Origin of the sequence: Halioglobus sp. HI00S01, from assembly GCF_001635445.1 — a bacterium.
Lineage (GTDB): Bacteria > Pseudomonadota > Gammaproteobacteria > Pseudomonadales > Halieaceae > Halioglobus > Halioglobus japonicus.
On the sequence record NZ_LWEE01000001.1, the window covers coordinates 106,695 to 129,755 of the forward strand.

At 59.1% G+C, this 23,061-nt stretch carries 21 protein-coding genes; 13 read left to right on the plus strand and 8 right to left on the minus strand.

Annotated elements, in window-relative coordinates; genetic code table 11:
* Positions 1–4: 4 nt before the first annotated feature.
* Complete coding sequence (oadA, locus tag A3709_RS00515; protein ID WP_066048416.1) at positions 5–1,801, minus strand: sodium-extruding oxaloacetate decarboxylase subunit alpha; 1,797 nt, start codon at positions 1,799–1,801, stop codon at positions 5–7.
* A 13-nt stretch (positions 1,802–1,814) separates the two neighbouring features.
* Entirely contained in the window at positions 1,815–2,060 is a 246-nt protein-coding gene (locus tag A3709_RS00520; RefSeq protein WP_066048418.1) for an OadG family protein, read from the minus strand.
* A gap of 173 nt (positions 2,061–2,233) precedes the next feature.
* On the opposite strand from A3709_RS00520, the gene A3709_RS00525 reads away from it, so the two are divergent.
* Positions 2,234–3,214 (plus strand): tRNA-dihydrouridine synthase, encoded by a 981-nt coding sequence (locus A3709_RS00525; protein ID WP_066048421.1) that lies wholly within the window; start codon positions 2,234–2,236, stop codon positions 3,212–3,214.
* A gap of 6 nt (positions 3,215–3,220) precedes the next feature.
* On the opposite strand, the gene A3709_RS00530 is transcribed toward A3709_RS00525, so the two are convergent.
* From A3709_RS00530 to A3709_RS22945, 3 genes are all read right to left on the minus strand, one after another.
* Positions 3,221–3,691 carry a hypothetical protein gene (locus tag A3709_RS00530; RefSeq protein WP_066048423.1) on the minus strand — a complete coding sequence of 157 codons (471 nt, stop codon included), beginning with the start codon at positions 3,689–3,691 and terminating at the stop codon, positions 3,221–3,223.
* 208 nt (positions 3,692–3,899) lie between these two features.
* Positions 3,900–5,459 (minus strand): acetolactate synthase large subunit, encoded by a 1,560-nt coding sequence (locus A3709_RS00535; RefSeq protein ID WP_066048428.1) that lies wholly within the window; start codon positions 5,457–5,459, stop codon positions 3,900–3,902.
* 19 nt (positions 5,460–5,478) lie between these two features.
* Entirely contained in the window at positions 5,479–5,622 is a 144-nt protein-coding gene (locus tag A3709_RS22945) for a hypothetical protein (RefSeq protein ID WP_156507507.1), read from the minus strand.
* A gap of 122 nt (positions 5,623–5,744) precedes the next feature.
* On the opposite strand from A3709_RS22945, the gene A3709_RS00540 reads away from it, so the two are divergent.
* The 8 genes from A3709_RS00540 (at position 5,745) to rapA (ending at position 18,200) form a co-directional block, all read left to right on the plus strand.
* Entirely contained in the window at positions 5,745–7,295 is a 1,551-nt protein-coding gene (locus A3709_RS00540) for a peptide MFS transporter (RefSeq protein ID WP_066048432.1), read from the plus strand.
* A gap of 85 nt (positions 7,296–7,380) precedes the next feature.
* Positions 7,381–10,464: a hypothetical protein gene (locus tag A3709_RS00545; protein ID WP_066048433.1), complete on the plus strand. Its 3,084-nt coding sequence runs from the start codon at positions 7,381–7,383 to the stop codon at positions 10,462–10,464.
* Between the two features lie 69 nt (positions 10,465–10,533).
* A complete protein-coding gene (locus tag A3709_RS00550; protein ID WP_066048435.1) occupies positions 10,534–11,304 on the plus strand; it encodes a (Fe-S)-binding protein in 771 nt (256 codons plus the stop codon).
* A gap of 2 nt (positions 11,305–11,306) precedes the next feature.
* Positions 11,307–12,725, plus strand: a complete 1,419-nt coding sequence (locus A3709_RS00555; RefSeq protein WP_066048442.1) for a LutB/LldF family L-lactate oxidation iron-sulfur protein — start codon at positions 11,307–11,309, stop codon at positions 12,723–12,725.
* Positions 12,718–13,416 carry an LUD domain-containing protein gene (locus tag A3709_RS00560; RefSeq protein WP_066048445.1) on the plus strand — a complete coding sequence of 233 codons (699 nt, stop codon included), beginning with the start codon at positions 12,718–12,720 and terminating at the stop codon, positions 13,414–13,416. The genes A3709_RS00555 and A3709_RS00560 overlap by 8 nt, the downstream gene beginning before the upstream one ends.
* Positions 13,417–13,615: 199 nt before the next feature.
* Positions 13,616–14,590, plus strand: a complete 975-nt coding sequence (locus A3709_RS00565; RefSeq protein WP_066048448.1) for a LysR family transcriptional regulator — start codon at positions 13,616–13,618, stop codon at positions 14,588–14,590.
* A gap of 15 nt (positions 14,591–14,605) precedes the next feature.
* A complete protein-coding gene (locus A3709_RS00570) occupies positions 14,606–15,418 on the plus strand; it encodes a TatD family hydrolase (RefSeq protein WP_066048451.1) in 813 nt (270 codons plus the stop codon).
* 19 nt (positions 15,419–15,437) lie between these two features.
* A complete protein-coding gene (rapA, locus tag A3709_RS00575; RefSeq protein ID WP_066048454.1) occupies positions 15,438–18,200 on the plus strand; it encodes an RNA polymerase-associated protein RapA in 2,763 nt (920 codons plus the stop codon).
* On the opposite strand, the gene A3709_RS00580 is transcribed toward rapA, so the two are convergent.
* The gene (locus A3709_RS00580; RefSeq protein ID WP_066048457.1) at positions 18,201–18,773 is read right to left on the minus strand and encodes a nuclear transport factor 2 family protein; all 573 of its coding nucleotides are present in this window, start codon (positions 18,771–18,773) and stop codon (positions 18,201–18,203) included.
* A gap of 263 nt (positions 18,774–19,036) precedes the next feature.
* Between A3709_RS00580 and A3709_RS00585 the strand changes: the two genes are divergently transcribed.
* From A3709_RS00585 to A3709_RS00595, 3 genes are read left to right on the plus strand one after another with little or no spacing between them, the layout of a single operon-like run.
* The gene (locus A3709_RS00585; protein WP_066048460.1) at positions 19,037–19,528 is read left to right on the plus strand and encodes a DUF302 domain-containing protein; all 492 of its coding nucleotides are present in this window, start codon (positions 19,037–19,039) and stop codon (positions 19,526–19,528) included.
* 16 nt (positions 19,529–19,544) lie between these two features.
* Entirely contained in the window at positions 19,545–19,784 is a 240-nt protein-coding gene (locus A3709_RS00590; RefSeq protein WP_231871059.1) for a DUF302 domain-containing protein, read from the plus strand.
* Between the two features lie 39 nt (positions 19,785–19,823).
* On the plus strand, positions 19,824–20,207 hold the full coding sequence (locus A3709_RS00595) for a DUF4345 domain-containing protein (RefSeq protein ID WP_066048466.1): 384 nt from the start codon (positions 19,824–19,826) through the stop codon (positions 20,205–20,207).
* A gap of 12 nt (positions 20,208–20,219) precedes the next feature.
* On the opposite strand, the gene A3709_RS00600 is transcribed toward A3709_RS00595, so the two are convergent.
* Positions 20,220–20,738, minus strand: a complete 519-nt coding sequence (locus tag A3709_RS00600) for a GNAT family N-acetyltransferase (RefSeq protein WP_066048470.1) — start codon at positions 20,736–20,738, stop codon at positions 20,220–20,222.
* A 173-nt stretch (positions 20,739–20,911) separates the two neighbouring features.
* Here A3709_RS00600 and A3709_RS00605 point away from each other — a divergent pair, with 173 nt between their 5' ends.
* Entirely contained in the window at positions 20,912–22,396 is a 1,485-nt protein-coding gene (locus A3709_RS00605; RefSeq protein ID WP_066048475.1) for an NAD(P)/FAD-dependent oxidoreductase, read from the plus strand.
* Here the strand turns inward: A3709_RS00605 and A3709_RS00610 are convergent.
* On the minus strand, positions 22,393–23,058 hold the full coding sequence (locus A3709_RS00610) for a hypothetical protein (protein ID WP_066048478.1): 666 nt from the start codon (positions 23,056–23,058) through the stop codon (positions 22,393–22,395). The two genes, A3709_RS00605 and A3709_RS00610, sit on opposite strands and share 4 nt — an antisense overlap.
* Positions 23,059–23,061: the final 3 nt, after the last annotated feature.

The following is a 23,061-nucleotide window of genomic DNA, read 5'->3' on the forward strand; positions in this document are numbered from 1 at the left end:
TGACTTAGTCCAGGGTAATCAGGGAGTCGCCGACAGCCACCGTATCGCCGACTTTCACATCGACACTGGCCACTGTGCCATCGCGACTGGCGCGAACCTCGGTTTCCATCTTCATCGCCTCGAGAATAATAATGACATCGCCGGCAGAAACGCTGTCACCGGGGGCGACGTTCACCTTGAAAATATTACCGGCCAGCGGCGCTGGCAGCGGTTCGCCCGCGCCGCCCACAGCAGCAGCTGGCGCGGGCGCTGCCGCAGGTGTTGCAACGGGGGCAATGCTGGAGATATCGCCGCCTTCGCTCACCTCGACAACATAGGCGTTGCCGTTGACCTTCACTGTGTAAACCTCGGCCTCGCCAGGCGCTGCAACCGGGGCTGCGGGCACCGGCTCCGGTTCATTGCCCGGTGCTGGTTCAAAGGCATCCGGATTACCGCGGTTTTCGAGAAACTTGAGACCAATCTGCGGGAACAGCGCGTAAGTCAACACGTCATCGATTTCGCCATCGCCTGTTGCCAGGGACAGGTCTTTCTCTGCCGCCAGCTTCAGCAGTTCATCGCGCAGCACATCCAACTCGGGTTCGAGCAGGTCTGCGGGGCGGCAGGTAATGGCTTCTTCGCCGTCAAGCACCCGTGCCTGTAATTCGGCATTTACGGCTGCCGGCGTCGCGCCATACTCGCCCTTGAGTACCCCGGAGGTTTCCTTGGAAATGGACTTGTAACGCTCTCCGGTTAATACGTTGAGTACCGCCTGGGTACCAACGATCTGAGAGGTCGGTGTCACCAGCGGAATATAACCGAGGTCTTCGCGCACGCGTGGTATCTCTTCGAGCACCTGGTCGAGTTTGTCCGCTGCGCCCTGCTCCTTGAGCTGGCTCTCCATATTGGTCAGCATACCGCCGGGCACCTGGGCGACCAAAATGCGCGAATCGACACCCCGCAGTGAACCTTCATGCTTGGCGTACTTTTTGCGCACGTCGCGGAAGTAGGAGGCGATTTCTTCCAGCAGATTGATATCGAGCCCCGGGTCGCGATCGGTGCCCTTGAGCATAGCCACCACCGTTTCGGTGGGTGAATGGCCGTAAGTCATAGACATTGACGATATGGAGGTATCCACGTTATCAATTCCGGCTTCCACACATTTCAAAATCGTGGACGTTGATAAACCGGTGGTCGCGTGACAGTGCAGCCCGATAGGAATATCACAGGCGTCTTTGAGGCGCTTGACCAACTCATAGCCTTCATAGGGATGGAGCAGACCGGCCATATCCTTAATGGCGATCGAGTCCGCCCCCATGTCCTCAATACGCTTGCCCTGGTCCACCCAGGTATCGATATTGTGAACGGGGCTGGACGTATAGGAGATGGTGCCCTGGGCATGCTTGTCGACAGCCTTAACCGCCCGCAGCGCAACGTCGATATTGCGCATATCGTTCATGGCGTCAAACACCCGGAATACGTCTACACCGTTTAATGCCGCCCGCTCCACAAATTTCTCGACGACATCGTCGGCATAGTGGCGGTAACCGAGAATATTCTGGCCGCGAAACAGCATCTGCTGCGGTGTGTTCGGCATCGCCTTTTTCAGTTCGCGAATGCGCTCCCAGGGATCTTCACCGAGATAGCGAATACAGGCATCGAAAGTCGCCCCACCCCATGTTTCCAGAGACCAGAAGCCCACCTGATCGAGCTTGGCAGCAATCGGCAGCATATCTTCAATGCGCACCCGGGTCGCCAACAGCGATTGGGAAGCATCCCGCAGCACGACATCCGTAAGGCCCAAGGGGCGTTTGTTCTCTTCCATGGACATACCTCTATTACGACTTTTTATTGCGGTGCTGATGAATGGCGGCCGTTATCGCAGCGACGACCTCACCTTCCGCGGGCGCGGCGGATACGGGCTTGCGCGGTGCGGGCTCGGGGGCTGGCAACTCGGGAAAATAACGTGTCATCAGGCGTGACATCATGGTGGTAATCACCACCAGCAGCGCCAGAAATACCACAACGGTGCCCATGCCGTACACCATCAGCTCAACGCCCTGGCCAACAATATCGTCTGTCATTTCACTACCGTAACCGGAAAGGGATTGCGGGAGCCGATTGAGGCTCCCACCGAAAGTTCATAATAATAAATCAGTCGGGCTTATTGCGCCATTGGCGGGGCTTGCGGTTGACATTCCCCTATGGGGGTAGGCCAGCGTATAATCCGCGGCCTCCCCCTGACCGGTACCGCGCGATGCGCCTGATGATCGCCCCAATGGAGGGCGTTGTTGATCACACCATGCGTACTCTGCTCTCCTCTGTGAGCAGGGTGGATCGCTGTGTCACTGAATTTGTTCGCGTCAGTAATCAACTGCTGCCACCGCGGGTGTTCTATCGCCTGTGTCCCGAGCTGCACGACGGTGGCACCACCCCGTCAGGCGCGCCAGTATATGTTCAGATTCTGGGCGGCGACCCCCAGGTGGTGGCCGAGAATGCTGCGCGTGCCGCAGAACTGGGTGCACCGGGTATCGACCTCAACTTTGGCTGCCCGGCCAAAACCGTGAACAACTCCAATGGCGGCTCCATACTTTTGCGCGAGCCTGAGCGGGTTGCTGCCATCGCTGCGGCGGCGCGACAGGCAGTGCCCAGCCACGTCCCGCTGACCGTTAAGACCCGCCTTGGCTACGAAGACAGTCAATTGTTCAAGGACATCGTCCGCGGCATTGGGGAGGCCGGCGCAACTGAATTGACGGTGCATGCGCGCACCAAGCGTCACGGTTATCGGCCCCCAGCCTACTGGGAAGAGATTGCTACTGCGCGCGAGCTGCTCGACATTCCGGTAATAGCCAACGGTGAGATATGGAGCCCAGAGGATGCCCAGCGCTGCCGCGAGGTCAGCGGCTGCGATGATCTCATGCTAGGTCGCGGCGCCCTGTGCCGCCCCGATCTGCCCGCTATCATCCGGGCACTGGACAACGGTGAACCGGCGCATGCATTGCGCTGGGAGCACGTATTGCTGCTGGTGAGTGGCTATCTGGATGCCACGATCGAGGCATACGATGCACGCTGCGTGGGCAATCCGATCAAGCAATGGCTGGTGTACCTGCGTTGCTATTACCCACAGGCTGCGGTGCTGTTTGAGCGTATCAAGCGTCTGCGAACCCCCGAGGAACTGCGTAGACTACTGGACGACGAAATAGAAGCTGCGCCCGTTACCGGACGCAGTGCGGCCTGAGCTGAATCAGGCGGAGACTTTGGCGGGCTGACTGACCTCCAGCTCCAGGGCATAAATGTCCTGCTGAAGCTGTTCCAACTCCGACTGCACACAGGCTTTCCAGAAGCTGGCAATCTCTGCTTCCTCTTCAATCTGGGTGGCGATATCCAGTGGGTCGCGCTCGAGATCGAGCACACCGAAATCCGTGCCCAGCGCCTTGACGCCGACACCGGCCTGAAACGCAGAGAGCATCAGATAGCCGCTTTTGAGATGCTCGGCCAGGCGCACGTCCTCGCTATTGGCAATGCACATCTTCAACGCGACTTTCAGTTCAATCTTGGGATGTGGCAGGGAATCCTGATCAACAATACGTCCCGGCATGGGGGGCTGCATTTCCAGGTAACGGGCGTAGTCCAGTACCTTGCGCTGAGCATCGACATAACCCAGTTGCTTCTCCTCCACTCGTCCCCGACCGAAGATACGGGTAAAAATTGCCATCACGTTGCCTCCTCAATGCACTGCAGGGCATGTCTTCCATGCTGTCTATTGCATCGCATCGAGGCGACAGATTGCATTGCCGTTCACGACAGCTGCATGTTTATGGGCGCCATTTGGCTCGGCACCTGCGGCGCAGAAAGACTAGCTGGGAGACTTCAGCTAATTTAGACGGCGCAGCGAAAACCAGCGCTTTCGCCACGTCAGAGTACTAAAAAACCGGCGGTACAATGGCGTCGATCAGACGAGGTCCGCGCTCGGCCATAGCCTGCTCAAACAGCGTGCTAAACGCTTCAGCGGTAGTGGCGCGATCGGCCTGGACGCCCATGCCCCGGGCCATGGCAACAAAATCCATATCCGGGCTGCCAATATCTAGGGTGCTGGCGGCACTGGGGCCGGGCACACCGTCCCGCGCACCCGTGCGCCCATACTCCATCTCAAGAATGGAATACTTGCGGTTACTGAAAATTACGACGGTGATATCGGTATTTTCACGCGCCATACTCCACAGCGCCTGAATGGTATACATCGCACTGCCGTCGCCCTCGATGCAGACCACCTTGCGATCCGGGCAGGCCACTGCGGCACCGAGCGCCGCCGGCAGCCCCCAGCCGATACTACCGCCGGTCTGGTTGAGCTGCTCGTGATATCGGGCCGTGCCGGTAAACATGTTGACCATCATGCCGCAGGTAATGCCTTCATCCACGAGAATGGCGTTCTCAGGCATATGATGAGCAATGGCCATGCCCACCTTGGCTGCATCCAGTTCACCAGCAGGGAGGTCCGGTAAATTAAGCGCGTGTACGCGCGGCTCCGTTGCCATGGCGCCCAGGGCCTCTGCCAGCGCGGTCAGCGCTCCCTCTGTGTCATCTCGCGGCCCGGCCAGCACCATCCGCCGGGCAGTGGCCGGCGCGATAGCACTGGGGACACCAGGATAGGCAAAGAAGGATACCGGGTCGGCGGCCCCCACCAGAATCAACTGCTCAATGTCCCTGATACTGTCGATTGCCAGCTCAGCGAGATAGGCGAGCCGATCGATGTTCGCCGTGCCCTCACCGCGGGCAATCTTCGCGGGCAGCACTTCAATCAGCACACGCGCGCCAGTCGCCTGCGCGATGCGATCCGCCAAATGCCCATGGGGCATACCCACCTCCCGGCCACCGAGAAGAATCAGCGTGTTCGCGCCCGACTGCAGCGCTGCGACCGCCTCCTCAATCCGCTCGACAGACACCGAGGGTGGTGTCGCCACCTCGACTACAGCCTCGGGCCCATTGGGGTTGTCGCTCCAGGAGACATCCGCCGGCAACATCAGTGTTGCGACCCGCGATACTCCTGCTTGGCGCACGGCCTCGGCCGCATCACGCGCGATGTCGCCAGATGACGTTGAAGTGTGCACCCAATGCGAAACCGGGCCTGCAATACCTTCAATGTCGGACGTGAGAGGCGCATCGTACTCCAGGTGATAAGTCGCGTGATCGCCGACAATATTCACCATGGGAGAGAAGCCTTTCTTGGCGTTGTGGATATTGGCCAGCGCGTTGCCCAGGCCCGGCCCCAGATGCAGCAGCGTCGATGCCGGCTTTCCGGCCATACGGGCGTAGCCATCTGCGGCGCCACTGAGGACGCCTTCAAACAGGCACAGTACGCAGCGCATCTCGGGCACCTCATCCAGCGCCGCGACAAAATGCATTTCGGATGTGCCTGGATTGGTAAAGCACACCTCGATGCCATTGTTCGTCAAGGTTGTGAGCAGACTCTCTGCACCATTCATAATTTGGTTCCCAAAAGTGTCAGTGGCTTGCCGTGAGTCTGGCCTCGGGGCTGAATGCCCCGCTCGCTTCGACAGGATCAACCGTCGCCGACGTAGATTGCAGCGCAGGACCACAGGCGGCCACCAGGAGGGCTGCCCCCAAAACAGGGATGATTTTTCGCATGAGATGTCTCCTATTGAGGGCGTGGAGCGATATCATACGGACAATTATTCGATTGCGGTATTGGCGCTCTCGTTCGTTTACAATCCAACGCCTGACTTGGCCTCGGAACACAAGGACTTTACATGACCAGCAACAGCGCCGTTCTGCCGGCGGATGACACCGGCTTCTTCGGCCATCCGCGTGGCCTTTTCGTCTGCTTCGCCACCGAGCTGTGGGAGCGATTTTCCTTCTACGGCATGAAGTATCTGTTACTGCTATACCTCACCAAGTATCACCTGTTCTCTGACGCCAATGGCCTGGAAGTTCTGGGCAGCTATGCTGCACTGGTTTACGCAATGCCCGTGATTGGCGGCTTGTTGGCAGACCGTTACCTCGGCATGCGCAAGGCGGTCATATTTGGCGGTCTACTACTGGTGGCGGGCCACCTGGGTATGGCCGTGGAAGGCGAGCAGGCGCGCTACGTGGAAGGCGAGGTAGTGCGCGATGAAGGGGCGCTACAGGTCTTTTATTTCTCCCTGGCCCTGATTGTCATGGGCGTCGGTTTCCTGAAACCCAATATCTCAACCATTGTCGGCCGCCTCTACGCGGAAGACGATCACCGTCGGGATTCCGGTTTCACCATTTTCTACATGGGCATTAACATCGGCTCGTTTGTGGCCACGCTGCTGTGTGGCTACCTGGGCGAGACCTACGGCTGGGCCTATGGCTTTGGCGCAGCGGGTATCGGCATGCTGATCGGCCTGGTCACTTTTATTCTCGGTCAGAAGCACCTGCATGGGCACGCTGAGCCAGCCAACCCGGAAGTATTGCAGGAGAAATCCCCGATTGGCCTGAACAAAGAGTGGAGCATTTACCTGGGGTCCCTGCTCGGTGTGTTTGCGGCCTGGCAAATGCTGCAATTCCACGGTGCGGTGGGCACGCTGCTGAACATACTGTCAGTCGTCGTTCTGGTCGGCCTCGCCTGGTTTATTACCACGCGCTGTAACGCCGTTGAACGTGGCCGCATGATTGCGCTCATCGTATTGACGATGTCCACGGTGGTGTTCTGGGCCCTGTTCGAACAGGCCGCCGCCTCCATGACCCTGTTCGCAGACCGGGTTATGGACCGCACCTTGTTCGGTATTGAATTTACCGCATCGCAGTTCGGCTCCCTCAACGCCTTCTTCATCATGACCCTGGCGCCCTTCTTTGCCTGGCTGTGGACGGCGCTGGATAAACGCGGTCTGGAGCCTTCAACACCGGTCAAGTTCGCCCTGGGTATCGCCCAGGCCGGTCTCGGCTTCGGTGCCCTGGTCTGGGGTGCTGCCAACCCGGACGAGGCAGGCCTAGTCGCTGCATGGTGGATGGTACTGGCCTATCTCCTGCACACCACAGGTGAGCTGTGTCTATCGCCAGTGGGCCTGTCAGCTGTCACCAAATTGTCGGTGCCTAGCGTTGTTGGCGTGATGATGGGCGCCTGGTTCCTGGCAACCGCCTACTCCGAATTTGTCGCAGCCCAGCTGGCCAAACTTGCCGCTATCGAGACCGTTGATGGCGGCGTCACCGATGTGAGTGCAGCGCTGGCCAGCTACAACAGCCTGTTCACCGACCTGCTGTGGGTTGGCCTGGGCGTTGCCGTGCTCTTGTTCCTGGTTTCCCCTGTTCTGCGTCGCCTGATGCACGGAGTGCACTAAACGCAAGTTCTCGCTTGGCAAAGGGGCATTGCACGCCGTACATTGCCCCTTTACAACGACATAACACGGGGATGGAAAACGCGAGGTGAATAAGTTCAACCTCACGTTCTGGGGTGAGATTCTGCCGGGCCGTGACCCGGCAAAGGTAAAGGCTCGCTTTGCCAAAATGTTCGACATCCGAGATCCGGAGCAACTCGAACGCTTCTTCTCCGGCGAAACCATTATTCTTCGCCGCAATATCGAGCGCAAAGTCGCCGCCGAATACTACGCCAAGCTGCGCAAGCTGGGCGTTGAGGCAGAGCTGCGCAAGATCGATGCCTCCGGTATGACCAGCGAACCCGACGCCCCACGCAAGGTTGAGGAATCGGCAGAACAGGAAAGCCAATCCAAACAAGCCAAATGGGAAGAGGCCCGGCTCCAGGCCGAGCAAGAGGCCCAGGAGCGCATCGCTCGCGAGCCACAACGTAAACTCGAGAGCAGCCGCCAGCGCCAGCAGCGCGAACGACGCGAATCCCAGGAAGCGCAGTGGAAAGCACGCCAGCAAAAGCTGGAGCGTGAGCAACTCGCCCAGGCGGCAAGGCGCAAGGCCGAGCGAGAAAAGCAAGCCATGCTGCGCAAGGAGAAGGCCCGGCGCAAACAGGAAGAAGCGGCTGCGCGCGCCCGCCAGCTGGCCGAAGAAGAAGCCCAACGCCAGGCAGCCGCTGCGACGATAGCGCAACGCAAGGCCGAGGAGGCCGCCCGCAAGCAAGCCGAAGCCGACGAGCGAGCCAGGGTGAAGGCAGAGCAGCGAGCCCGCAAGGAAGCCGAGGCAGAGGCACAACGCCGGGCCAAGGCCGAAGCCGAGGCCCGGCGCAAAGCAGAAGCCAGGCAGCGCAAAGCCGAAGAAGAGGCCCGGCGACGCGAAGATCAAGCGCGGCGCGAGGCAGAGGCCGAAAAGCGACGGGCGGAAAAGGCGGCGCGCAAAAAAGCCGAGCAGGAGGCTGCCGCAAAACGCAAAGCCGAAAAGGAAGCGGCGGCAAAGGAAAAAGCCCGTCTGTTGGGGGAAAAGAAAGCGCGAGAGGCCGCTGAGCGCCGAGAGCGCGAACAGGCCGAGGCACTCGTCGCTGCCAAAGCCGCCGAGCAGAAACGTATCGAGCAGCAGAAAATTGAGCGCCAGCGGGTCGAGGAAGCGGCCCGGCGCCAACGCGAGGCCGATGCAAGAAGGGCGGCACAAGAGGCGGAGCGCGAGGCACGAAGAGCCGAAAAAGCGCATATCAAGCAGCAAGAAGAGGCACGCAAGGCACTCGAGCTGGCGCTGGAAAAAGAACGCGAGACCGAACGCCAACGTCTCGAAGAACAGGCCATTGTCCGCGGCGCTGCCGAGCTCGCAAGCCAGGCGTCCCTGAGAAGCCGAGAGGGCACGGTTCGCTCTGCCATGGAACTTCCCCGCCGTGGGAAACTCGGCCAGGGCCCCGTGGGCAAGCGTCAGACAGGCGCTCCCAACGACTATCGCACTCACCCCTTCCGCAATAACGCGGAGGTGCGCGGCCGCGCTGAACTGGCCCGGGAAACATTTCATCGCACGCTGGCGATCGCTGCCGCCGTACTGGCTGTAGCCCTTCTACTCAGTGGCCGATACATCAGTCTGGATCCGGTCGAACCTGTGTCAGGGCCCGCCTATGTGCTGGCGGCATCCAATGGCACATTGCTGGTGCAGGCCGCCGACATGCTGCTGATCCACGACCGCTCCGGTGTGGGCCGTACCCGCTTGTCGCTGACAGAACTGGGTCTGGCAGCAGGTGCCCGTAGCCTCACCTTTACGCCCGCTAGCGAGCTGCTCCTCTGGGCTAGCGAAGCGGAAAATGACGCGGCTGCGGGACTATGGCGCTGCGACCTCAGCACACGCCAATGCAACTCGCTTGCAAACACTCCGTTGCAGAGCGCGCCGGACGCCGTGGCTGTGCACGAACTCAACGGCCAGCTGTTTGCCGCCAGCGCCGCCGCCTCTTCCCTGCTCAAACTCTCACCCGAGGGCAGCGTGCTCGCCGAAGTGGATCACAGCTTCACCCCCGGGCCGGCCCTGCGCCTGGATCAGGGGCTGATGTTGATCAACAGCGCCGAAGGACCTGCGGTGGGCGTATTCCGCTATGAAGATCAAGCCTTTGGCAAACAACTGGATGAAGTGTTGCTTCTCCCGCCCCAGGCCCTGGCCGAGGCCCAGACCCGGGTGCGTGATTTTGTTCGCTCTGGCGACTACTGGTGGGTCAATCTCTACAACCCGGAAACGGGCAGCGCCGGCCTGTACTTGTTTGACAGTGACTGGAAGTATCTGCGCGACCTCCCCGCGCCGGACCCGCTCGCCGACGGTCGACTCCTGCGCTGGGGCCAGAAAGTACTGCTGTTTCATCCTGGCACCACACAGATACTGCGCTTTAGTGAGACCGGTGAGCCGGAGGCAGACGTCAGCTCAGACCTGCTGGCAGAACTCAAAGGAGAACAGCAGCGCACACAAACCATCAAAAGTGTGGTCTGGGCTGTCGCGTTCTCGCTATGCCTGATCGCCGTGGTCGGCGCACTCGCCTACACCGGCCACCAGTACCTGCGCAGCCTGGTCTACGTCAACCGCCCTGCCCGCGGCGCCGAGCCACTGGACCAGTACAGTGACAGCATCACCTGGGTAGACCCCGTTGAAGATCGTCGCCGCGACTTACTGCGCACGGGATTGGGCTACGGCCTAATCTGTCTCGCGGCATTACTTGTGGTGGCGGGCCTCAACGCCAGCGCGCATGAGGCGCTGGCGGCAATCATCGCCCTGGCCGGCCCCGCTGTCGGCCTGTTGCTCTACGGCAGGGGCGAAAGTGGCCATGTGGGCCGTTGTGACGACACGCTCGCCCTGGTCGACCACCGGGATATGTACCACCTGGCAAAGGGCGCGCGCATCCATTACCGCGGCCCTTTTCTGATGGTTGATGACGTTGTTGTCTTTACCGGGACAGCACTGATACCCAATCTGAATCCCGAGCAAGTGGCCGAGCAGATTTATCCGCTGGCGCGCCAGGGCGCTCGGGTGGACCGCAAAACAGCACTGGTGAAGCTGCTTGAAGTACGTCATCCCATCGCCGTAGGTGTGCTCGCCTGCGCTGCTTCACTGGTCATCGCCGCGGTGGTGCTAGTTGCCGGCAGCTTCTAGCGCCAGGACACTGGCTCACTGTCGTTATTGGGATATACTGGCTGCCAATATCCTGGGGCACTGGCCTGAATGAACGACACTACCGCGCCACAAGTTTCCCTGTTCGTCACCTGCCTGGCAGACCTGATGCGCCCCTCGGTTGCTTTCGCCGCGCTGCGCCTCCTGGAGCAGGCGGGCTGCGAGGTATCGGTACCGACCGAACAAACCTGCTGCGGCCAGCCCGGCTACAATAGCGGCGAATTCGCCAGCGCAATTCCTCTGGCCAAGCGCACCATCGAGTTATTTGAACACGCCGAGTATGTCGTAGCGCCTTCCGGCTCCTGCGCCGGCATGATTGCCCACCACTACCCACGGTTGCTGGAGGGCGCCTGGCGTGAACGCGCCCTGGCCCTGGCGGAGAAGACCTGGGAGCTGACCAGTTTTCTCACCGACGTGGTCAAACTCGACACCGCCCCCGCCCATCCCACGGCCCTGCCACCCATCACCTATCACGACAGTTGCGCGGGACTGCGGGAAATGGGCGTTCGCGAACAACCGCGCCAGCTGCTGAAAACGCTGTGCGACGTCGAAGTGGCCGAAATGCAACAAAGCGACGTCTGCTGCGGTTTCGGCGGGACCTTCTGCGCGAAGATGCCGGGCATATCTGCTCAGATGGCTGACGACAAACTGGCCAGCGCAGCTGCGACGGAGGCCGCCATCCTGACCGGTGGCGACCTCGGTTGCCTGCTCAACCTGGCAGGTCGTGCTCGCCGGGAAGGCCTTGCCATCGAAGTCCGCCACGTGGCTGAAATTCTCAGTGGCGACCTGTACGGACCGGCGATAGGCGAAGGGGACCACTGACCGTGGAAAACCACAGCGAGTTATTCTTCGAGCTCAGCCACGACGCTCTCAGCGATGGTCCGGAAGTCAAACGACGCGCTGCCATGGCGCAATTCCTGCCGCTCATGCGCGACATGGCCATGGACGAGTTCGGCGCCTTTGAGGAATTACGCCAGCACGTGAAGCGCGTTCGCCAGCACACCCTCGATAATCTGGATTACTACCTCGCACGGTTTGAACTGGAGGCGACCAACAACGGCAACCAGGTGCACTTTGCCAGCGATGGCGCCGAGCTCAATTCCATCGTGCTGGACATCTGCCAGCAACACAACGCCCGCCGGGTAGCCAAGGGTAAATCCATGGTCACCGAGGAAACAGGGCTCAATCACTATCTCGAGCGCGGCGGCCTGGACGTTGTTGAAACTGATCTGGGCGAATATATCGTGCAACAGGCGGGCGAAACACCCAGCCATATTGTGGGCCCGGCCCTGCACAAATCCCGGGAGTCGATTCGCGATCTGTTCCTGGAAAAACACGCCCTGGGCGAGCGCGAGCTCAATGAACCGGCCGACATTGTCGCGGAAGCCCGCCAGGTTCTGCGCGAAACCTTTCTGATGGCGGATGTAGGCATCATCGGCGCCAACGCCCTGGTGGCTGATACCGGTTACAGTATGCTGGTCACCAATGAGGGCAATGGCGACCTCTGCGCCAATCTACCCTCGGTGCTCATCGTCTGCACCACCGTGGACCGGCTGTTACCGCGGGGGGAAGATGCCTCCGCCATGCAACGACTCCTGGTACGCTCCGCGACCGGCCAGCCACAGACGTGCTATACCAGTTTCTACTCCGGCCCCCGCCGCGAAGATGACAGCGACGGTCCCCTGGAAACTCACATCGTGCTGCTCGACAACGAGCGCACCGACATTCTTGCCAGCGATTACCGCGAGGTATTGCAGTGTATTCGCTGCGGCGCCTGTATGAATCACTGCCCTATTTTTGCGGCGGTGGGAGGCCACAGCTACGGCTCGGTCTATCCGGGGCCGGTAGGTTCGGTGCTCACCCCCTTGCTCAGCTCACTGGAGCAGGCCGAGGCACTGCCCAATGCCTGCACCAGCTGCGGCCGCTGCGCTGAAGTGTGTCCAGCAGATATCCCGCTTCCCGATTTACTCCGCGATTTGCGCCATGACCTCAGCGAGCAGAAAGTCACNCCCCGCCGCTGGCGCTTTGGCATGCGGCTGCACGCGTTTGTCGCTGCCAGGCCAGGACTGTATCGGGCGCTGACGAATCTGGGCTTTGGCCTACTGGCCCGCTTGGGGCGCAAGAAGGGCAGCTTTCAACACCTGCCTCTGGCCGGGGGATGGACCTCCGCCAGGGACTTCCCGGCACCACAGGGTAAGACCTTTATGGCCCAGTACCAGGCCAGGCAGGCAATCGATGAATAGCGAAAGTCGATCGCGCATCATGGCGCGTATTCGGGGCACCAGCGCGGGCCATAGCGCCGAGCATATTGCCCGCGACCTGAGCACATTTGGAACAGCCCCTGCGGCGTCCCTCCTGCACGCCAATACTGCCATCGCTTTCATCGCCCGGGCGCTGAAAAATCAGGCCAGCGTCGCCGTTGCAGAGGATCGTATCGCCGCGGTCAAGGCCATTGGCCATTATCTTTACGAACACCACCGCAGCCACCGCCTGGTGTCCAGCAATGCCCCGCAACTGGCGGCGATGCCCTGGCGTGACGGTGGCGTACTGCCGCGCTTTGGTGATCTGGAGCCGGGCGAGCCCGTGACCCTGGGCTATGCTCCCTGGGCCATTGCAGAAACCGGGGCACTGGTGACGACCACCGGCAAACACAACCCGGCCCTGAATCACTTCCTCCCAGAACAGCAGATCGTGCTGGTCGAGACCCAGAATATACTCGTCGACATGGAGCAGCTGTGGGCCGCATTGACACCTGCCCTGGAGCAGACCCGACGCCCCCGGGCCATCCACTGTATCGCGGGGCCCTCGAGCACTGCAGATGTCGAAGCCACCCTGGTTAGGGGCGCGCACGGCCCAAGCGCTCTACATATTGTGCTACTCGGAGAGCTACCCGAAGACGCCCTCGCACAAGCCCGGCATATCGCCGGGGCATAAAAAAACCCGCCAGAAGGCGGGTTTGAACAAATAACTCTATGTTGGACCTGGATGGGATGCCATCGACAGCGCTTGTGTCGCTGTCAGCCCCGGCATTTGGGGCTCTGTGTTTCGAGTTGTGATAAGCATAGCCCTGGTTGTGATATGCATCCAATGTATTATTATTATGACACACATGAATTAAAGTAATATTAGCCTTATGGACACCAGAGAACTCGCCAAAATTGATCTTAACCTTCTGATTTCTCTACAAGTATTGCTAGAAGAGCGAAATGTTTCGCGGGCCGCAGAGCGCCTCTATATCACCCAACCGGCCATGAGCAAAACCCTTTCCAGGCTGCGTTCGCTATTTGATGACCCCCTCTTCACCCGCTCCAGCCACGGCATGCAACCCACCCCCCGGGCTGACGAACTGGCCCAGGGCCTGTCAGAGATCCTCGCCGGGATCAGCCACCTGGTCAGCGACTCACACTTTGACCCCGCGCAATGCAGTGCAGAAGTCACCCTGGCGGTCTCGGAATACATTGGTGTCACCCTGCTTCCAGCGCTCACAGCCAGGCTACAGGCGCAGGCGCCTCTGCTCCATCTCAAAATCATCACCCGGGTGGAAAATCAGCTGGAGCAACTGGCCCTGGGCAATCTTGATTTTGCGATTCATATCCGCCAGAGCCAGTACGGCGGCGATTTCCGGATCGCTGATCTCGGCGGCAGCCCGCCAGTGCTGCTCATGCGCGCGCAGCACCCTTTGAGCCAGGTGCCGGTTACCGAGACGCATCTGGGTCAGTACCCCATCATCCGCCTGTACGTTTCTGACCGCGAACAACTGGATGTGACGCCCATCAGCTCCAGCCTTGAGGAGGCTCGGCAGTGGTCTCGGGGCACCCTGGAGATCTCCCACCTGATGACCGCCATGGAGGTCTTGCGCAACACCGATTATCTCATGCCGGGCCCAGCGTTTCTGCTACAGAACGAGAGCGTCGCACAGGGCATTACCGCGCAACCTTTCCCGGGCGCCGAGGAGATCTCCGTCGACTACGTTCTGGTCAGCCACCATCGCACGGCAAACTCCCCCATGCATAGCTGGCTATGGGAGCAGATCACCTGTACCATCCGCGAGCTGCGCCCAACCCAACCCAGGAAACTGCGCCAACGGGTGGCCGCAGGCAGCACCTGAGACTACGACACGACTATGAGCAAGAAGAAGCGGCGGGACATACCCCGCTTTCAGACGCCAATCATCGAGACCCACTGCCATCTGGATTATCTGGACGGCGAAGCGCTCGACAGCACCCTTGAAAAATCCCGCGATGTCGGTATCGAACGGATCATTACGATTGCGGTATCACCCGACAACCTCGCCCGGGTACGCGCTCTGAGCGATTACGCGGCGGACATCTGGGGTACCCAGGGCATCCATCCACACGAGGCCGAGCACTACTCCCCCAGCGTTGAAGCAGAGATTCGCGAACACGTGGCGGACGAACGGATTATTGCGGTGGGCGAGATCGGTCTGGACTATTTCTATGATCACGCCGATCGCAAGGTACAGCGCCAGGTTTTTGAGCAACAGCTACAGATTGCCGTCGACGCCGACCTGCCGGTGGTTATCCACACCCGCGAGGCCGACGAGGACACGCAAGCGATTCTGGCGAATTTCAGTGGCAAGCTACCGCGCAAAGGCGTCATCCACAGTTTTACTTCCTCCCTGGCATTGGCTGAATACTGCCTGGGCGAAGGATTCATGCTGGGTTTCAACGGCATTGCCACCTTTAATCGCGCCGACAACGTCCGCGAGGTGATTGCAGCCACGCCAGTTGAGCAGGCGCTGCTGGAAACAGACGCGCCCTACCTCACCCCCGTGCCCTATCGCGGGCGACCAAATGCGCCCTTCTATCTGCCTTTTGTGGCGGAACAGGTCGCCACCACGATGCAGATCGAGGTGGAAGAACTGCTGGGACAGGTCTACCGTAATAGCCTGGCACTTTTTTTCCCCGACAAATAATGGGTTTCAAGAGTCATTAATGGAATACCTCATTGGACAACGCTGGGTCAGTCACGCTGATGCCCAGCTCGGCCTGGGCGTAGTGGTCGAAGTTGAACCGCGCCGTATTACCCTGAGCTTTCCCGCAGTCGGCGAGGAGCGCACCTATGCTATTGATAACGCGCCCCTGACGCGTCTGAGGTTCAAGGAAGGCGACCACATCAATACCGTGGAGGGCGTCGAGCTCATCGTTACCGACGTTGCCGAGCAGCATGGGCTCTTGATGTACACAGGTACCGATCACCACGAAGAACAGCTATCAGTCTCAGAACTCGAGCTGGATGCCTTTGTCCAGCTCACGACACCACAGCAGCGCCTGCTCAATGGCCACTTCGACAAGAACGGCGATTTCGCGTTGCGGGTAGCCACCATGACGCATGTGGATCGGCTCCAGCGCAGTCCCGCCCGTGGGCTAATGGGCTCGCGCACCAGCCTGCTACACCACCAGCTATATATCGCCAACGAGGTTGGCCAGCGCCACGCGCCGCGAGTGCTGCTCGCTGACGAAGTCGGCCTGGGCAAAACCATTGAAGCCGGCATGATTATTCACCAGCAATTACTCACCGGAAGAGCCAGCCGTGTGCTGGTATTACTCCCCCCCAGCCTGATGCATCAGTGGCTGGTAGAAATGCTGCGTCGCTTCAACCTGCACTTTGCATTGTTCGACATCGATCGCTTGTCTCAAATGACCGACGGCAACCCCTTCGAAGCCGAACAACTGGTGCTGTGTAGTCTCGAAATGTTCGAAGACAACGACCACCTGCAGCAGTTGGCCCTTGCCGCAGGATGGGACCTGGTGGTCGTCGATGAGGCCCACCACCTGCACTGGTCTGAAGATCAGGCCGGTGAAGACTACCGGTTCGTGGAGGCACTGGCCCAAAGCAGCCCCGGCCTGTTACTACTCACAGCAACCCCGGAACAAATCGGCCAGGCCAGCCATTTTGCCCGTTTACGACTTCTCGATCCGTCGCGCTTCCACGACCTGCAGGCCTTCCAGGAACAAGAGCGCGAATATCGCCAGATGAGCGAAATGGCTGACACGCTGGAATCGGGCACAATACCTGACAAACTACCCGCTGATCTCGATCGCAATTTGGCGCCAACGGAGCTGGTAAAACAGCTGCTGGACAGGCATGGCACGGGGCGGGTTCTATTCCGCAATACGCGTGCGGCAGTTGAAGGCTTCCCCCAGCGCGTTTTGCACCGTTACCCACTGCCTGCACCTGAACAGTATGTTCACGCCCAGGTCGAGCTTGAAGAACGCCTGCACCCGGAACTCCCCTACTACGACGAGAGTTGGCTCGATTTCGACCCGCGAGTGGAGTGGCTGGTTCAGACCCTGAAGAAGCTGCGGCCGGAGAAAGTGCTGGTTATCTGCGCCCATGCAACCACCGCAGTTGCTCTGGAGCACTATCTGCACATGCGCGCTGGCATTCGCTCGTCTGCCTTTTATGAGGGCCTGTCGATCATCGAGCGCGACCGCGCAGCAGCCTACTTCGCCGATGAAGTGAATGGCGCTCAAACCCTGGTGTGTTCCGAAATTGGCAGCGAGGGGCGCAACTTCCAGTTTGCCCACCACCTCATTCTGTTCGATCTGCCTGCCAATCCCGACCTGCTGGAACAACGCATTGGCCGCCTGGACCGGATTGGCCAGCAGCACGACGTGGAAATCCACGTACCCTACCTGCAAGACACACCACAGGAGACCCTGGTCGACTGGTATGACCGCGGCCTGGATGTTTTCCGCGACAGCTGCAGCGCCGGCACCATGATTCTCGAGACTTTTCGCGAGAGACTCAAGGACCAGCTGGATCAGCGCACCGAGGCGTTTGACGAGTTGCTCGTCGATACGGCCGAGTTTACCAATCGCACCCGCGAGGAACTCCGCGATGGCCGTGACAGACTGATAGAACGCAACTCCTGCCGCCGGGATGTAGCCGGCGCGCTGATCGAAGAGATCAATGCGCTCGAAGCGGGCGACACGCTGGAAAACTACCTGGAGGCGCTATGTGAAGCCTTTGGTGTTGACCAGGAGTTTCACTCGGAGCACACCCTGGTGCTGCGTCCCTCCGAACACATGCTGACGGGTCACTTCCCCTACGTTAACGACGAGGGCACCACCGTTACCTTCGATCGCGAGAAGGCCCTGTCGCGCGAGGACATGGAGTTCATTACCTGGGAGCACCCCATGATCCATGAAGCCATGGACATGGTGCACTCCACCGAGCTGGGCAATGCGGCTATCGGTACGATTAAGCTCAAGGGCGTCCCGGCGGGCACCATGCTGCTGGAAGCCTTGTATACCGTTAACTGTGTCGCACCGAAGGCGCTGCAAGTGGAGCGCTTCCTCCCCCTAACGCCCATGCGCCTGCTCGTTGATGCCCGCGGCAAGGAGCTGGCGGCACTGGTTCCCCACGAGCGACTCAACACGTTAATCGAGCGCGTAAAAAAGCCCACGGCCCTGGCCATCATCAAACAGGTACACCGCGAGGTAGACGCAAAAATGAGCCTGGCTACGGCTCAGGCAGAAGCGCGACTGCAGGACATTCTGAAGGATGCTGAGTCGCAAATGCGCAGCCAGCTGGGCGCAGAACTTGCCCGCCTGGAGGCACTGCGTGAAGTTAACCCTTCAATACGCGAAGAAGAGCTCGACAACCTGTGCTATCGGATCGAGGAGTGTGCGGTCCATATTACGCACGCGAACCTGCAATTGCAGGCACTGAGGTTAATCATCACCACCTGATTAACAACCTGCGGGCCGATTGGTCTTGTGCCGTTTCTTGCGGCACGAGGTCGGCACTGCTGCGGACTGCTCCGACTCGCTGACTTTCTCGGCATCCGGCGATTCTTTCTCAGCATCCTGCCCTTCCTGAATTTGCTCGACCACACCGAGAAGTAATTCATTGGGCACCGGCACGCTCAGATTGTACTGGGCGACTTTCCAGTGCTGACCATCGCGCAGCAGTACTCCGCTGCCGCGACACTGACCGAGCTTGTCGTGGTCCAGCATCTCATCAAACCAGGCGACACTTCCGTCTGCGCTATAGGCGATATTGCGACTCACCGGACGATACTCCCAGCCTTTGCCGGACTCAAAATGCGGCCGGGCAAAGCGCCGAAATTCCTCGCCCTCCCAGCGCTCCTCACCGTCAGTACCGAGAAACACAATTTCGTCGGTCATTAGCGACACATAGGCTGACAAGTCAGCATCGGCAGCCGCCTGGTGGAAAGCGTCCAGCGTGCCCCCGGCGTCGCGGGCCGCGACGGGAAGTACAGCGCTGAGTAACAGGAGTGCACAGACAAACGAACGGGTCATATTCAGTTTCCGGTTAGCAGACAGACCGAACTTATCACATAGTGATGACAAACGTTCATTTGCCGCCTACGGTGAAAGAGGAACCTCCATCAATGCTGAGTGAGACACAACAAATGAAACAGGCCCTTGCTTGCACGATCTTGCTCTCTATTTTTGCCTCACTGAGCGCCTGAAGTGAAGACACACCGGTAACCGCTCAACGGTATCACGAGAGTGACGAGTACATTGCCCGCATCAGCGCCAACGTGGCCGCAGACAGGTCAATGCAATTGATAGAGGATATTGACCACTCCCGCCTGGCGCATCAGGCCGGTGCGATTATGGGGCCTGCCCGTGTGGTTATCTTCAGCGATGCGCAGCTGGAAAGTGAGCTGATTGCGCTGAATCCGCTCATCGCAATCGACCTCCCGTTACGCGCACTGGCCTTTGAAAACTTGACAACCGGTCGCAGCGAAGTGATTTACAACAGCTTCGATTATATTGCCTCGCGCTATCAGCTGGCGGACGACACAACCGCGACATTTTCAGAACGCTATAAAAACGCGATGAATACTGCCCTGGCAGACGTACCCGTCTCCGCGATCTCCGCATTCACGGACAATCGTATGCAGCCCGATGGCATTATCACAATTGCCAGCCCATTCGACTTTGAAGAATCACCGACCAGAATTAACTCAGCTATCAACGCACAGGACGATACCGTGATGTTTGGCCACGGTCGATTTTCAGGCGAATGCGGCAGCTGTGGGCATTGAACTGCCGAAGGCTTACATGATTCTATTCAGTGGCCCCGCGCCCGGGGGCAAAGCCATGGCTGACGCTCCCACCCTGGGACTGGATGCGTTCTGCCAGAGGTTCCTGGTCTGGCAGGATGGCGCGGGCAAGACCTATCTCTCATTTAATGACTTAACCGCCCTGGCCGATAGACAGCAGGTACCCACCAGCATTGCAATCAGGGTCATCGAGTATCGCCTGGGCAGCGTCTTCGGCGAAGCACTCCAGGCCGAATAGCAAAACAACCTTAACCCCGCAATCGATTGAGAAGGCATTATGAACAAAGAAAGTCTGTTTCTGATAATGGCGGCGGTGGGACTGACGCCTATTGCTCTCGCGCACGGCGCAATGCCTTCCAGCAGCGTACCTGCTCTTTACGGCATAAAGGTCAACAATGTCAGTACAGAGCATGTATTCCGCGCAGTCATGGGCTTATACCTGAGCACCGCATTGTTTTGGGTAATCGGCGCCAGAAACGAAGCACTCAAACTGGCGGCGCTATATAGCGTGGCTGTGTTTATGTTGGGTTTAGCAGCAGGCAGGGCACTCAGCCTGCTCGTCGACGGTATGCCCAGCCCGATGCTGGCCGTCTACTTTTTGCTGGGGATAGGGTTTGGTTTTGTTGCCCTGGTATTGGCCAGGGGTTATCGCGAGAGCTGATAAACAGACGTATCAAACGTCGCCCAGGCGGCGCTCCATGACAGTACATCCGAGGACATGACCGCGAATTTTTGCGAATGCCGGCTGATAGGCCACCTGTGAAAAACGCTGCTTTTCTAGGACGCGGCGCGATGCCGGGTTATTGTCCAGCACACGGCCCCAGAGCCGGCATCCACCAATGCGCTCTCGAGCAACATTCACCAACTGGCGCAAACATGCTGAGGCCACGCCCTGGCCAAAATAGTCTTCGGCCACGCGATAACCGACCTCGGCGCTCTGCCCCTGGCTACTGATATCCTTCAGGTTTGCCCGGGCTATGATTGACTCACCGTCACACAACACCAGAGGCACCAGCCGCCCGGCGCTGAAAAAGTCCCGGCACTCATCAATGTGAGCGGTAACGCCGCCGTGTGAATAAAAGGCGTCGGGGCGCGCCGCAATCAACGACTCGAACCAGCGGCGATTCGCTGACTCGAAGGCCAGCAGCCGATCGGTGTGCTCTGTGCCAAGTATTTCAAATTGCCCCGACAAGCCTCAAGCCCCCTTCGCCAGGCGCTCCATCAGAGCGCTATTTCATCCCTTCCACCTTATTCACTGTACTTCACACGGGTTCAAGTGACACCTATTTGTGCCCGCGTATTGATTAGCAGCAGTTTTTTCTCAAAAATAGCACGCCAGCAGACAATAACATTTTCGGGAGCCTCATGAGCGAGACCGCAAACATGTCCGACATCCTCGACGTACTCGTTGTTGGCGCGGGGTTCGGCGGCATATGTGCCGGCATCAAACTGCGCGAAGCAGGTATTGATAACTTTGGTATTTACGACAAAGCCGCAGGCATTGGCGGCACCTGGTGGCACAACACCTACCCTGGCGCGGCCTGCGATATTGAATCGCACCTGTATTGCTATTCCTTCGAGCCCAATCCTGACTGGTCACGCAAGTATTCACCACAACCCGAGATTCAAGCGTACATCGAGCACTGTGCGAATAAGTACGGCATTCGCGATCAGATACATCTACAGCGGGAAATTCGCCAGCACGCTCTCGTGGACGGGCTTTGGCGCACCACGTTCGCCGACGGCCAGGTGCAATGGTCGCGCCACATTATCTTTGCCACCGGTGGTCTGCACGTACCTGCCTTTCCCGACATACCCGGTACATCAGACTTCCAGGGTACGAGCATGCACTCAGCCGAGTGGAACCACACCGTCGACTTTAGCAATCGTCGAGTCGCCGTGATTGGTTCGGCAGCCAGTGCAATACAACTGGTGCCGGAATTAGCCAAAGTGGCCGCACATGTGGATGTTTACCAGCGCACCCCCAACTACATTGCCGCGCGCAACGATTTCGCTTACCCCGGCTGGATGAAAAATCTCTTCGCCAACGTGCCGGGGCTGACTTGGCTGTACCGCCAGTGTTTGTTCTACAAAGGTGATCTTGGCATTTATCCCATTGTCAAAACCAGCAAAGAAACCCGGCGGCGCACAGCCATGCAGAACATGGTGAAATCCCATATCCGCTCCAGCGTCGACGATACCGAAATGGCAGAGCAGCTTATCCCCGACTATCCGATGGGCTGTAAACGCATTCTTATTGCAGACAATTTTTACAGCAGCCTCAACCGCGACAATGTGGCACTGGTGACAGAGGGCATCCAGGCTATTACTGCCGAGGGGGTCAATACTAACGATAACCGTCATCACCCTGCAGACATCATTGTCTACGCCACCGGTTTCGACATGGAAAAACACCTGGTGGCCATCGAGGTAATCGGGGCGGATGGAAAAACGCTGGAAGAGCGCTGGGACGAGGGACGCCCCGACGTGTACAAGGGTGGTTTCATTCCCGGGCTGCCGAATTTCTACATGACGACCGGGCCCAATACAGGCACCGGCACAACCTCAGTCGTAGGAATGATCGAAGCCCAGATGAAGCTCATCATGCAGGCCATCGATTTGACGGGCAACGACCAACTGATCGAGCCGACCACCAGGGCCTGTAGCGCCTACGTCGATGATATTCGCAATGCCCTGCGGGGCACGGTATGGGGAGCTGGCGCGTGTAAGAGCTGGTACGTAAACGACAAGGGCGAGAACGATACACTCTACCCGTATAGCGCCAGCACTTTCAGACGGGATCATGAAACGCTGCAGCTGGATGATTTCAGCCTGTATGCACGCTCCTAGATCGGCAGTGGAATAAATACCGATCCGGCGGTATGTACGACCTTTGTCACTCGCCGATCGTCCGCATCGCCAGCGATCTTGGCCATCATTTCCTGTAACACAATAAGCTTGCCAAACAGGCGTTCGAAACTCAGGTTATCGATCTCACCCTGATATTCGCTGCTCACCAACCAGTGACTTCCGTCCGGCCGGCGGTTCTGTCGCAATTTCCAGGCAAGCACTTCAACATTGTGTGCGCTGGCCCATAAAGGTTCAGGCTGCAGTGAATCGAAGAGAAACAGCTCTTCGTTATATCCATAGGCATGCCGCAACATGCCGCCCAAGCCAACCACCAGCGCAAAGACCCGATCGCCCTTGAACTGCGGATCAAACACCAACTCCAATGCATCGGTCTCCTGGCGCCCGCCGAGTTCAGCGAAATTGAGCTCACCGCGATTGTGAACCAATTGCAACAAGCGCTTTTCGAGGTCCATGCCAGGGTTCTTGGCCAGCTCTGCGGGATTGCGCTTGTAGAGTTTGACCGTCAGTTCGCGGACCAGGCGACGCGACTCGTCAATGAATTCATCTGCCACCAGGTCGATATCGGACTTGGCGAGATTCTTGACCTCGTAACCACCACAACCTGCCAATAAAAGCGCAAATGACAGCAGCAGCCAGCGCATAGA